A 12273-nucleotide genomic window follows, 5' to 3' on the forward strand; every position below is an offset into this window, starting at 1 on the left:
GAACACGTTATGCCCGCCGCGGGACGCCTGCGCGCGAAGGAACTGGCATGACGACCATCAGGCTTACGAACACGAAAACCCGCGCGAAAGAGGTCTTCGACCCAATCGACCCGCAGAACGTGCGCATGTATGTCTGCGGACCCACGGTCTATGACCGCGCGCACCTGGGCAATGCGCGGCCTGTCATCGTCTTCGACGTGCTGTTCCGACTTCTTCGGCAGGTCTACGGCGCGGATCATGTCACCTATGTGCGCAACTTCACCGACGTCGACGACAAGATCAACGCCGAGGCGCAGCGCCGCAAGTCGCTGGGCGATCCGCGCAGCCTTGAAGACCTGATCCGCGAGCGGACCGAGGAAACGATCCGCTGGTATCACGACGACATGGACGCGCTCGGTGCGCTGCGCCCAACCAGGGAGCCGCGCGCGACCGAGTGGATCGGCGCCATGATCGCGATGATCGAGGACCTGATCGCCAAGGGCCACGCCTATGCCAAGGACGGCCATGTGCTGTTCCGCGTCCGGTCCTACGAAGGATACGGCAAGCTGTCGGGCCGGTCGGTTGACGACATGATCGCGGGCGCGCGGGTCGAGGTCGCGCCGTTCAAGGAAGACCCGATGGACTTCGTCCTGTGGAAGCCGTCGACCGACGACCTGCCGGGCTGGGACAGTCCCTGGGGCCGCGGGCGGCCGGGCTGGCACATCGAATGCTCGGCCATGAGCCACGAACTGCTGGGCGACAGTTTCGACATCCACGGCGGCGGGATCGACCTGCAATTCCCCCACCATGAAAACGAGATCGCCCAGTCGGCCTGCGCCCACCCCGAGGGCAGCTTCGCCCGCGTCTGGATGCACAACGAGATGCTGCAGGTCGAGGGCAAGAAGATGTCCAAGTCCCTGGGCAACTTCTTCACCGTGCGGGATCTGCTGGACAAGGGCATCCCCGGAGAGGTGATCCGCTTCGTGTTCCTTTCCACCCATTATTCGAAGCCGATGGATTGGACGGAGGAGAAGGCCAAGCAGGCAGAAGCGACTCTGCGCAAATGGCGCGGTCTGGTCGAGGACGTCGAGCCCGCGACGACTCCCGCGCCGTCGGTTCTTGCCGCGCTTGCCGATGATCTGAATACTGCCGGTGGAATCGCGGAAATGCACAAGTTGGCCGGTGAGGGAGATCTGGCAGGGTTGAAGGCTTCGGCGGAATTGCTTGGCTTGCTGACACCGCAACTGGAAGACTGGGCTTGGCGGGCCGTTACAGGCCGGATGAACGCAGAACTGGCACGCGGATACGTCATGCGAGCCCAAGGACATGTCGAGACAGTGGAAGAGCGAATTTCCACTCTTCTTCAGGTTCGTGCTGACGCGCGCAAGGACAAGGATTTCAGGAAGGCAGACTCGATAAGAGACGATCTTTTGGCGGTGGGGGTTATCGTGAAGGACACTCCGGATGGGGCGACTTGGGAGTTGATGCCTGACTTTGATGAAGCGCGTCTGTGGGGTTTGTAATGACCCGCGAGCGCCTTTACCTCTACGACACCACGCTGCGCGATGGGCAGCAGACGCAGGGCGTGCAGTTCTCGGTCGCAGAGAAGCGGCAGATCGCGCAGGCGCTCGACGCCATGGGGGTCGATTACATTGAGGGCGGCTGGCCCGGCGCGAACCCCACCGACAGCGATTTCTTCGAAAGCCGCCCGCAGACCCGCGCGGCCTTCACCGCCTTCGGCATGACCAAGCGCGCGGGCCGCTCGGCTGAAAACGACGACGTGCTGGCGGCGGTCCTGAACGCAGGCACCTCGGCTGTCTGCCTTGTCGGCAAGACCCACGACTTCCACGTCACGACCGCGCTTGGCATCACGCTTGAGGAAAACCTGGAAAGCATCGGTGCCTCGGTCGCGCATTGCGCGGCCAAGGGTCGAGAGTCTCTTTTCGACGCCGAACACTTCTTTGACGGCTACAAGTCCAACCCCGGATACGCCATCGCCTGCCTGAAAGCCGCGGCGGATGCCGGCGCGCGCTGGATTGTTCTTTGCGACACGAACGGCGGCACCTTGCCCGCCGAGGTCGGGCGCATCACGGCCGAGGTGATTGCAGCGGGCATTCCCGGCGACCGCCTTGGCATTCACTGCCACGACGACACCGGCAATGCGGTCGCTGCCAGCCTGGCAGCCGTGGACGCCGGCGCGCGGCAGATTCAGGGAACGCTGAACGGTCTGGGCGAACGCTGCGGAAACGCCAACCTGACGTCGCTGATCCCGACGCTGATCCTGAAGGAGCCGTATCGCAGCCGCTTTGACACCGGGGTGAGCGAGAACGCGCTGCTGGGGCTGACCAAGGCCTCACGCCTTCTGGACGACATCCTCAACCGCGTGCCGCTGCGGTCGGCCCCTTATGTCGGCGCCTCGGCCTTTGCCCACAAGGCGGGCCTGCACGCAAGCGCCATCCTGAAGGACCCCTCGACCTACGAACATATTGATCCCGCGGCCGTGGGAAACAGCCGCGTCATTCCGATGTCCAACCAGGCTGGCCAATCGAATCTGCGCGCGCGACTGTCCGCGGCCGGGATCGAGGTCGCGCCCAAGGACCCTGCGCTGGCCCGTATTCTGGACGTCGTGAAGACGCGCGAGGATCAGGGGTATTCCTACGACGGGGCGCAGGCTTCGTTCGAACTGCTTGCCCGTCGTGAACTGGACATCCTGCCCCGGTATTTCGAGGTGAAGCGATATCGTGTCACGGTCGAGCGTCGCAAGAACAAGTACGACCGCATGATCACCCTGTCCGAGGCGGTGGTTGTCGTGAAGATCGGCGGTGCGAAGATGCTTTCGGTGAGTGAAAGCATGGACGAAACCGGAAGCGACCGCGGCCCCGTCAACGCCCTGGCCAAGGCGCTTGCCAAGGACCTGGGCCCCTATCAGGCCTGCATCGACGACATGCGGCTTGTCGACTTCAAGGTGCGCATCACGCAAGGGGGAACCGAGGCGGTTACCCGTGTGATCATCGACAGCGAAGACAGCGCCGGCCGCCGCTGGTCCACCGTGGGTGTCAGCCCAAACATCGTGGATGCGAGCTTCGAGGCGCTCTTGGATGCGATCACTTGGAAACTCGTGCGCGACGGCGCGGAGGCGGCATGACCGAGGACGCGTTCTTCGAGCTTCACCGCGATATCCCCAGACAGGGGCCGGGAACGGCAGAGGATGTGGCCTGGGCGCTGTCCCTGATCCAGCAACCCGCGCGTATCGTGGACGCAGGTTGCGGTCCCGGTGCCGACAGCGAAACCCTTGCCGAAAGCCTGCCGAATTCCCGGATCGATGCGATCGACGTGACGCCGCATCTGGTTGATGAGGCGCGCGAACGGCTTGCCTGCTTTGGACCGCGCGTCACCGTGCGGGTCGGGGATATGCGGTCCTTGCCGGGACCTGTCGACCTGATCTGGTGCGCGGGCGCGATCTATTTCCTGGGGGTCGAGGCTGCGCTGAATGGCTGGCGCGGCGCGCTGTCCGCCGGGGGCGCGATCGCCTTTTCCGAACCCGTGTTCCTGTCCGACCCGCCGTCGCCCGCCGCAAAGGCGTTCTGGCGCGACTACCCCGGTGTCGGAACCGAGGCGGCGCTGGTCAAGCGGATCGAGGCGACCGGCTACCGGGTTCTGGGGACGCGCCAGGTAACCGGCAGGGCATGGTTGGACTACTACATGCCCTTGATGGGGCGCGCGGCGAGGCTTCGGACCGGCGCGGGTCCCGATCTCGCCGAGGTTCTGGACGAGGCCGAGGCAGAGTTCGCCCGCTGGCGTGTCGCCCCAGACCAGATCGCCTATCTGCTTTGCGTGGTGTCGCCGGAATGAGCGTGTCGACCCTTGCGGCGACTGTGGAACGGGGGGACCCGGACCGTTTTGCCGCCACGATGGCCGCACCGCCCGCAGTGCGTGCGCGGCTGTGGCCGCTTTATGCGCTGAACCTCGAAATTGCCCGCGCGCCCTGGGCATCGGCTGAACCGATGGTGTCCGAGATGCGCCTGCAGTGGTGGGTCGATGCGATCGAAGGCGCCTGGTCCGAACGTGGCGCTTCGCTGGCGCTGTCTGAACTCTCTCCGCTTCTGTCGGATGTGCCCGATCTCAGGATGCTAATGTTGGGTGCGGCGGAGGCGCGACGACGGGACGCTTGGCCGGACCCGTTCGAAGACGGTGAAGACCTCGCAGCCTACCTGGATGCCACGTCGGGCAACATTATGTGGGCAGCCGCACGGATCCTCGGCGCCGATGACCGGGCAGAGCGGGTCGTGCGCGATTTTGCGTGGGGTGCCGGGCTTGCAAGCTGGTTCCGGGCCATTCCCGCGCTTGAGGCCGCTGGACGCCAGCCGCTACCGGACGGCCGAGCCTCGGCAGTGGTTGCGTTGGCGCGCGAGGGCAGGGCGCGCATAGGCCGGGCACGCGCCGCCCGCCGGCTTGTTCCCGCAGCCGTCGCCCCCGCGCTTTTGCCCGGATGGCAGGCGGACGCGTTGCTCTCGCTGGCCATTCGTGAACCGGCCCGTGTTGCCGAAGGGCGTCTTGCCACGTCTGAGGCGCTCCGGCGCGCGACCCTTGCGCTTCGGGCGATTTCGGGGCGTTGGTAAAGGGTCGCGTATCAGATCAGTCGCGGGCGCATCGCAAGCCAGATCAGTGAACCGCCTGCAAGGACCAGGAAGGGCACCATGGCGATGTTGACCGCCTGCCAGCCCGCGATCACGCCCGCGCCGGAACAGTTCATCAGGGCGCCCGACGACAGCGAAGCGACCGTGACACCGCCAAAGACCAGAAGGTCGTTCAATCCCTGAAGGCGGCCCTTTTCCTCGACCGAGTGCGCCGTCGTCAAAAGCGTGGTCGCCCCGATGAAGCCGAAGTTCCAGCCGATGCCCAGAAGAATGAGCGCCAGGAAGAACTGCGAGATCTCGACCCCGGACAGCGCGATGGCCCCGGCGGCGGCAAGGATGAACAGCCCCGTCCCGATGATCGGCTTCACGCCGAAGCGGGCGATCAGATGGCCAGTGAAGAACGAGGGGACGAACATCGCAAGCACATGGGCGCTGACCACGTCGGCCGCTCTGTCGGTCCCGTAACCACAGCCGACAACAGCCAGCGGCGTGGACGTCATCACAAGGTTCATCAGCGCGTAACTGACCATGGCGCAGATGATCGCCACGACGATGACCGGGTCACGCAGCATTTCCCTGCGCGACCGACCGTTGGCGACGCCCTCGATGGGCTTGGGGGGCTTGGGGATATCCAGCCCCAGGAAAAGGAAGGCGCCAAGCAGGTTCAGCGCAACCACGGCGACATATGTGCCAAGGTAGCCGACCACCAGCGCGTCGGCGGTGTACTTGACCAGCTGGGGGCCGATCAGCGCGGAGGCAAGCCCGCCCGCCATGACCCACGAAATCGCCTTGGGCCGAAAGTCTGCACTGGCGGTGTCGGCCGCGGCAAAGCGATAAAAACCCTGCGCGGACATGTAGAGCCCGGTCAGAAGCGATCCGGCCAGGAAAAGCAGGAAGGACGAGGTGTAAAGCCCCGCCGCCGAGACGATCGCGCCGGTCGCGCCGCCGGCGGTACCCAGCCAGAACCCTGCGCGACGTCCGTGCCGCTGCATCAATGCCGACACCGGCGTCGAGCTTAGCATGGAGCCAAGGACGATCATCGTGATCGGCAATGTCGCCCAGCAGGGATTGGGACTAAGCGCCTGACCGGCCAGACCCGCGATGGTAAAGATCATCGGCATCTGCGCGCCCAAAAGTGCCTGGGCCAGGATCAGAACCACAAGATTCCGCCGGACGCGGAGATCGGACACCGCTGGAACGGTCATATCGGTCACATCGGTCATGCTGAATGCGTAGTGTGGGGCCTTGCATCCCGCAAGCGGAATCATTTCCCTGCAAGGGCGAAAGGTCGTGTGCATGGACGAACGCATCATCATCGGGCCTGCCTGCCTGGACGAAGGCGCAGCCTGGCTCGCCAGGCGCGATCCGGTCCTGGCTGATGCGCTGCGGGTCGCCGGCGCGCTGCCCCTGCGTCTGAAACCCGACGGCTTTGCGGCGCTACTCGACGCCATCGTGTCCCAGCAGGTTTCCGTCGCGTCCGCAAACGCGATCTGGGGACGACTTGAACGCGCAGGCCTGACCGAGGAAACCGCGGTCGCGCTTGCCGCCGACGATGATTTGCGCGCCTGCGGACTGTCGCGGCCAAAGGCGCGCTACGCGGGCAGCCTGGCCCGTGCGCGCGTCGATTATGCCGCCCTGCGCCACCTTCCCTCGGATGAGGTGATCGCCAGGCTGATCGCCTTGCCGGGCATTGGCCGCTGGACGGCCGAGATCTATGTCATGTTTTCGTTGGGACGCGCGGATGTCTTCGCATCCGGCGACCTTGCGCTGCAAGAGGCCGCCCGGCATTTGTACAACCTGCCCGAACGGCCGGACGAAAAGGTGCTTCGCGCCATGGCCCAGGCGTGGTCGCCGTGGCGGGCGGTTGCAGCGCGCGCACTCTGGGCCTACTACCGTCATGTCAAAAGCCGGGAGGGCACGAGGTGACGCGCGAAATGAAATTCGGCCGCAAGGCCGCCGAGTCGGGACAGCCGGGGGCGCTCGTGATCTTTCTGCACGGCTACGGGGCCGACGGCGCGGATCTTCTGGGGCTGGCCGACCCGCTTGCGCCGCACATGCCGAACACAGTCTTCGTTGCGCCGGATGCGCCCGAGGCATGCCGCAACAACCCCTTCGGACGCCAGTGGTTTCCGATTCCGTGGCTTGATGGCTCTTCCGAGGCCGAGGCAAGGACCGGCATGACCCGTTCGGTCGACGATCTGAACGCCTTTCTGGATGCGCGTCTCGACGACGAAGGTATGCGCCCCGATCAGATGGCGATCGTGGGATTCTCGCAGGGCTCGATGATGGCGCTGCACGTGCTGCCGCGCCGCGCGGATCCCGTCGCGGGGATCGTCGCCTTTTCGGGCCGGTTGCTGGAGCCCGAGAGGCTCGGCCCGGAAGCGGTGTCGAAGCCGCCGGTCCTTCTGGTGCACGGCGACCAGGACCCGATGGTCCCGTTCGAGGAGATGGGCCTGGCGGGCCGTGCGCTTGGCGAAGCCGGGTTCGACACCTACGGCCATGTGATGAAGGGGACGGGCCACGGCATCGCACCCGACGGTTTGTCGGTCGCACTTGCCTTTCTCAAGGACCGTCTTGCCGGGGCTTGAAGCTGCCGTGGCAAGGCTTACGTTGTGCTTAACGAATCTTTGGGAGTTGCCTTGATGGCCTTTGCCGCACTGATCGCCGCCGCCGTTCTTCTTGCCGCGCTGGCGATCCCTGCCGTCAGACCTGAACCTGTGCGTGTGAAGGTGCGCGCGCGGCGCTGATCGGTCAGAACCAGAGAGCGGCGGGCGCGAATTCAACCGAGTTCCCGGCAGGATCGCGGACGTAGATCGACCGTGCGCCATTTGGCCACGCGAAATCTGCCTCGATCTCCACCCCGCTTTCTTCAAGATATGTCCGCCAAGCGTCCAGCGCCTGTGCGGATACCTTGAAGCAGTAATGTCCCGGCCCCTTGGCCCCGTGGCCCGGCACGGGAAGCCGCGCGCCCGCTGGCGCACCGTCCGCGGTTGCAGCGGGGTCGAACACCAGCAACAGCGACTCACCCGCCGCAAAGAAGATGTGCCGTCCCTTTTGGCGCGCGATGACGGGCAAGCCCAGAATATCGGCGTAAAATGACTCTGCCGCGGCCAGATCGCCGGCATATAGCGCGGATTCAAGTGTTCCGAGGATTTCTGGCGGTGTCATGATGGTGTCATTCTTGCCCGATAAGCCTCTGGTCGCAAGCGGCGTATATGACGGGGCTTGCAAGGCGTTGAACGCCATATATAGTTGTGGATAAGCAGGGGCGGGCGCTCCCGCCCCGGTTGGCCGAACGGCAGGCAGGGCGGAAACGGAGTCCGGAATGCTCGACAAGCTGCATCAGGAAGAATTCAGGACGAGCTTCGTCCGCGAACCAGCTGCGCTGAAACATTATCCCGCGCTGGTTCTGAATGCCGACTACAGGCCACTATCCTACTACCCCTTGTCCCTCTGGCCCTGGCAAGAAGCGATCAAGGCGGTGTTCCTGGACCGTGTGACGATCCTCGCGGAGTACGAAGAGGTGGTTCGGTCACAGCGGGCCGCCTTTCGAATACCGTCGGTCGTGGTGTTGAAGGAATACGTGAAACCTCAGAAGCGCGTGGCCTTCACGCGCTTCAATCTTTTTCTGCGGGATGAGTTCTGCTGCCAGTACTGTGGCTCGAAAGGGGAACTGACCTTCGATCACGTCCTGCCGAGGTCGCGCGGCGGCATCACCAGTTGGGAAAACGTGGTGGCGGCCTGTTCGCCGTGCAACCTGAAGAAGGCCAACAAGCTTCTGCGCCAATCCGGGCTTTCGCTGCGTCGTCCCCCGCTTCAGCCGACAGCGGAAGAGATGCAGCAGGTCGGTCGGCGCTTTCCGCCAAACTACCTGCATCAGAGCTGGATGGACTTCCTTTACTGGGATGCAGAGCTGGACGCTTGAGCGTGGCTTTACCTTTCGCCTGCCGAGACAGCCATTGGGTTCAATCGCCCCGCTGCAATGGGAAGCCATCATCAACGTCCCGATCGGCGCCGTGGCGGCAGTCGCTGCGTTCCATGTCGTCCTCGCCCGGCAGGGGTGCGGGGGCGGTGTCGCCAGGTTGTTTCGACGCGGTCACGTTCCGGACTACATGAAGGTGCCAGTGCTGGTTGCGGTTCTTCTTGCGGCCTTCGCGCTTTCTGATCACGCGCTTAGCGAAAGCGGGCTTCTGGCGGTCACGATGATGGGCCTCGTCATCGCCGGCTCAATGTGGGTGGTCCTCACGGCATCCTGGATGCGGCAGTCCCATGCAGGGCGCTGAAAGGATGCATAGGCACGATTTACTGGCGTGATCAGCCACAATGCACAAAGATCGCCTTCAAATTGAGTGGGACGCAAGAGGGGGGATGGGATGAACCTTGCGAGGCTGGCAAGCGAGGCGGTTGATCGTGGAAGGCCCGTGCGGGCCGGACTGATCGGCGCGGGGAAATTCGGTTCGATGTTTCTCAGCCAGGTGCCGACGATCCGGGGCCTCGCCGTCACGGCAATCGCCGATCTGGACCTGGAACGGGCGCGGACTGCCTGCAGGGCTGTTGGCTGGGATGGCGATCGCATCGCGGGGACCGCGTTCCTTGAGGATGGTGCGGCGCTCGCGGGCCGCGACGATGTCGATGTGGTCATCGAGGCCACGGGCAACCCCCGGGCGGGCATCGCCCATGCCCGTGCCGCGATCGCGGCGGGCAAGCACGTCGTCATGGTCAATGTCGAGGCCGATGTCCTTGTCGGCCCGGCGCTGGCCCGAGAGGCCGCGCGGGCAGAGGTCGTCTATTCCATGGCCTATGGCGATCAGCCCGCGCTTGTCGCCGAGATGGTCGATTGGGCGCGCGCCGCGGGCTTTCACGTCGCGGCGGCGGGCAAGGGCACGAAGTATCTTCCGTCGTATCACGAGGTTACGCCCAGGGAGGTCTGGGCCCACTACGGCTTAAGCCCCGAGGAGGCGGCGAAGGCGGGGATGAACCCGCAGATGTTCAACTCCTTCCTCGATGGCACCAAGAGCGCGATCGAGATGGTCGCCATCGCCAACGCCTGCGGCCTGACGGTGCCGTCGGGCGGGCTTGGCTTTCCGCCCTGCGGAGTGGACGATCTTGCCCATGTGATGCGCCCTCGGGCGCTTGGTGGACAGCTTGAGGGCCGCGGTATGGTCGAGACGGTCTCGTCCCTGGAACGCGACGGGCGGCCGGTCTACCGGGACCTGCGATGGGGAGTCTACGTGGTGCTGGAAGCGCCGAACGACTACGCGGCCGCCTGTTTCCGCCAGTATGGCCTGCCCACGGACGCGACCGGGCGCTTTGCCGCGATGTACAAGCCGTTTCACCTGATCGGCCTGGAACTGTCGATCTCGGTCCTCAGCGCCGCCCTGCGCCACGAGGCGACCGGCGCATCGCGCGAGATGCGCGGCACCGTGGCCGCCGTCGCAAAGCGCGATCTGAAGGCGGGGGAGGTCCTGGACGGCGAGGGCGGTTACACGGTCTGGGGCAAGGCCCTGCCGATCGAAAAAGCCGCCGACGTCCTGCCGATAGGTCTAGCCCACAGGGTCGCGTTGAAACGTGACGTCCCTCGGGGAGAGGTTGTGAGGATGAGCGACGTGGCACTCGAAACCGACGCGGTGCTGGACCTCTATCGTTCTTGTGTAAAAGCGTGACGGCCTGGTTGCGCCGCCAGATGGGGTCATCGTGCTCAATCGATTGTGTCGGCCCTTGGACGAGGCCGCTCGCGCGGCGTCGCGCATGAACATCGCCTCTGTATTTATGGCAACAAGCCGCTAGTCTCGCGGGCGAAATAAGGAGTATCAGATGTCCGACACGTTCTTCAGACCCGTTTCCGGCATGGAACTGCCGCGGTTTGCCGGTATTCCCACATTCATGCGCCTGCCGCATGTTCCGCTTGATCACCCGCGCGCGGACGAGGTGCAGATCGGTCTTGTCGGTTTGCCTTGGGATGGCAGTGTGTCGAACCGACCGGGCGCACGCCATGGACCGCGTGCGCTGCGCGATGCCTCGACCATGATCCGGGCACAGAACGGGGCGACAGGGGTGCGTCCCTTCGAACTTGCGCGCTGCGCCGACCTGGGGGACGTTGGCCCGAACCCGGTGGACGGTCCCGATACGCTTCAGCGGTTCGAAAACTTCTTTGCAGGGCTGAAGGCGCGCAACATTCGGCCGCTGTCCGGTGGGGGAGACCATCTTTGCACGCTGCCGGTGCTGAGGGGTATCGCCCGCGACACGCCCTTGGGTCTTTTGCACTTCGACAGCCATACGGACCTTTACCCTGCCTATTTCGGCGGCAAGACGCTGACGCACGGGAACCCGTTCCGAAATGGGGTGGAAGAGGGTCTTCTGGACCCCAAGCGGATGATCCAGATCGGCATTCGCGGCACGACCTATGACAACGTCGACACCGATTTCGCAAAGGCAAATGGCATCCGCATCGTCCGTATCGAAGAGTTTCATGCCCGCGGCGTGGCCGATGTCATGGCCGAGGCTCGGGAAATCGTAGGGACGCAGCCGGCCTATCTGTCCTATGACATCGACTTCGTCGATCCCTCGATCGCGCCGGGAACCGGCACGCCAGAGTGGGGCGGGCCAAGCGCCTTTCAGGCGATCGAGGTCCTGCGCGGGGCGCGCGGCCTCAGGATCGTGGGGGCGGACCTTGTCGAGGTCTCGCCGCCCTTCGATCCTTCGGGCAACACGGCATGGCTTGGCGCCTCTCTCATGTTCGAGATCCTGTGCCTGATGGCAGAGGCGCTTTAAACCCTGCCGCCGCGCAGGGTTCAGCTCTGCGCGGCGGTGATGATGATCTCCACACCGTATTCCGGTGCGGCCAGCTTGGATTCACCGGTGGCGCGTGCAGGCGCATGACCGGGTGCGACCCAGGCATCCCAGACCGCGTTCATGGCCGGGAAGTCGGCCATCTCGGCCAGCCAGATCTGGGCGCGCAGAATGCGGGTCTTGTCCGATCCGGCAAGCGCAAGAAGCCGATCCACTTCGGCGAGGGCGTCCTTGGTCTGCTGCGCCACGTCACCTCCATTCTCGCCGACAACGCCGGCAAGATAGATCACGCCGCCATGGATGACAGCGCTCGACATCCGCGTTTCGGTTTCAATCCGTTCGATGGTCCCGGCCATGCCTTGCTCCTTTGCGTGGGATTCCAGGCATGACTACGGTTTCTCCTCACGGAAGGAAAGCGCTCGCAGGTGGGCAAGCATCCGGATCCCGTGCGTTCAGATCCCCAGTAGAGCCTTCGCTTCGGCAAGCGTCGCTTCGGACGCGGCGTGGTCGCCGCTTTCATGCTCTGCCTTGCCTTTCTCGTAAAGTTCCATGACCTGCGCCTTGGTCGCGTCATCGACGGTGGTGGTCTGCATCGCCTCGTCGATTTCGGCCATAAGCGAAGGGCATTGGGTCGCAAAGGCAGGCGCCGCCATCGCAGTCAGGAACGCGGCAGTCAGAAGGGTCTTTTTCATGGTAACAATCTCCCCGTGGTTGTTGCAGCCGTGCTGGTCTTCACAGGTGTGGAGCGGGTGAAGGGAATCGAACCCTCGTCGTAAGCTTGGGAAGCTCCAAACCCGCCATCTTAACTACTTGATTTCACTCGTTACTTACCAGAGGTCCGGGACTTTCTCCGGGACTCGGGTGCGTG

At 64.5% G+C, this 12273-nt stretch carries 14 protein-coding genes; 10 read left to right on the forward strand and 4 right to left on the reverse strand.

Features of this window, described 5'->3' with window-relative positions:
- Window positions 1-47: 47 nt before the first annotated feature.
- Genes cysS through OEW28_RS18310 form a run of 4 tightly spaced genes read left to right on the forward strand, consistent with a single transcriptional unit; the run spans window position 48 to window position 4598 of the window.
- A complete protein-coding gene (gene cysS, locus OEW28_RS18295; RefSeq protein ID WP_263736240.1) occupies window positions 48-1502 on the forward strand; it encodes a cysteine--tRNA ligase in 1455 nt (484 codons plus the stop codon).
- The gene (cimA, locus tag OEW28_RS18300; RefSeq protein WP_263736241.1) at window positions 1502-3124 is read left to right on the forward strand and encodes a citramalate synthase; all 1623 of its coding nucleotides are present in this window, start codon (window positions 1502-1504) and stop codon (window positions 3122-3124) included. The genes cysS and cimA overlap by 1 nt, the downstream gene beginning before the upstream one ends.
- Entirely contained in the window at window positions 3121-3831 is a 711-nt protein-coding gene (locus OEW28_RS18305; protein WP_263736242.1) for a class I SAM-dependent methyltransferase, read from the forward strand. Before cimA ends, OEW28_RS18305 begins: the two co-directional genes overlap by 4 nt.
- The gene (locus OEW28_RS18310) at window positions 3828-4598 is read left to right on the forward strand and encodes a squalene/phytoene synthase family protein (protein WP_263736243.1); all 771 of its coding nucleotides are present in this window, start codon (window positions 3828-3830) and stop codon (window positions 4596-4598) included. The genes OEW28_RS18305 and OEW28_RS18310 overlap by 4 nt, the downstream gene beginning before the upstream one ends.
- An 11-nt stretch (window positions 4599-4609) precedes the next feature.
- Here OEW28_RS18310 and OEW28_RS18315 read toward each other — a convergent pair whose 3' ends face one another.
- Window positions 4610-5839 carry an MFS transporter gene (locus OEW28_RS18315; RefSeq protein ID WP_263736244.1) on the reverse strand — a complete coding sequence of 410 codons (1230 nt, stop codon included), beginning with the start codon at window positions 5837-5839 and terminating at the stop codon, window positions 4610-4612.
- Between the two features lie 73 nt (window positions 5840-5912).
- Between OEW28_RS18315 and OEW28_RS18320 the strand changes: the two genes are divergently transcribed.
- Window positions 5913-6542 (forward strand): DNA-3-methyladenine glycosylase family protein, encoded by a 630-nt coding sequence (locus OEW28_RS18320; RefSeq protein WP_263736245.1) that lies wholly within the window; start codon window positions 5913-5915, stop codon window positions 6540-6542.
- Window positions 6539-7204 (forward strand): alpha/beta hydrolase, encoded by a 666-nt coding sequence (locus tag OEW28_RS18325; protein WP_263736246.1) that lies wholly within the window; start codon window positions 6539-6541, stop codon window positions 7202-7204. The genes OEW28_RS18320 and OEW28_RS18325 overlap by 4 nt, the downstream gene beginning before the upstream one ends.
- Before the next feature lie 163 nt (window positions 7205-7367).
- On the opposite strand, the gene OEW28_RS18330 is transcribed toward OEW28_RS18325, so the two are convergent.
- Window positions 7368-7784, reverse strand: a complete 417-nt coding sequence (locus OEW28_RS18330) for a VOC family protein (RefSeq protein ID WP_263736247.1) — start codon at window positions 7782-7784, stop codon at window positions 7368-7370.
- Between the two features lie 157 nt (window positions 7785-7941).
- Between OEW28_RS18330 and OEW28_RS18335 the strand changes: the two genes are divergently transcribed.
- From OEW28_RS18335 to OEW28_RS18350, 4 genes are all read left to right on the forward strand, one after another.
- On the forward strand, window positions 7942-8541 hold the full coding sequence (locus OEW28_RS18335; RefSeq protein WP_263736248.1) for an HNH endonuclease: 600 nt from the start codon (window positions 7942-7944) through the stop codon (window positions 8539-8541).
- Between the two features lie 34 nt (window positions 8542-8575).
- Complete coding sequence (locus tag OEW28_RS18340) at window positions 8576-8899, forward strand: hypothetical protein (RefSeq protein ID WP_318527582.1); 324 nt, start codon at window positions 8576-8578, stop codon at window positions 8897-8899.
- A gap of 90 nt (window positions 8900-8989) precedes the next feature.
- Window positions 8990-10279 (forward strand): NAD(P)H-dependent oxidoreductase, encoded by a 1290-nt coding sequence (locus OEW28_RS18345; RefSeq protein ID WP_263736249.1) that lies wholly within the window; start codon window positions 8990-8992, stop codon window positions 10277-10279.
- A gap of 151 nt (window positions 10280-10430) precedes the next feature.
- Window positions 10431-11387 carry an agmatinase gene (locus tag OEW28_RS18350; protein WP_263736250.1) on the forward strand — a complete coding sequence of 319 codons (957 nt, stop codon included), beginning with the start codon at window positions 10431-10433 and terminating at the stop codon, window positions 11385-11387.
- 20 nt (window positions 11388-11407) lie between these two features.
- Here the strand turns inward: OEW28_RS18350 and OEW28_RS18355 are convergent, their stop codons facing one another.
- A complete protein-coding gene (locus tag OEW28_RS18355; protein ID WP_263736251.1) occupies window positions 11408-11761 on the reverse strand; it encodes a RidA family protein in 354 nt (117 codons plus the stop codon).
- 96 nt (window positions 11762-11857) lie between these two features.
- Window positions 11858-12097, reverse strand: coding sequence for a hypothetical protein (locus tag OEW28_RS18360; RefSeq protein WP_263736252.1), 240 nt, complete (start codon window positions 12095-12097; stop codon window positions 11858-11860).
- Window positions 12098-12273: the final 176 nt, after the last annotated feature.

Source organism: Albidovulum marisflavi (assembly GCF_025751435.1).
In the GTDB taxonomy this organism is placed as follows: domain Bacteria; phylum Pseudomonadota; class Alphaproteobacteria; order Rhodobacterales; family Rhodobacteraceae; genus Albidovulum; species Albidovulum marisflavi.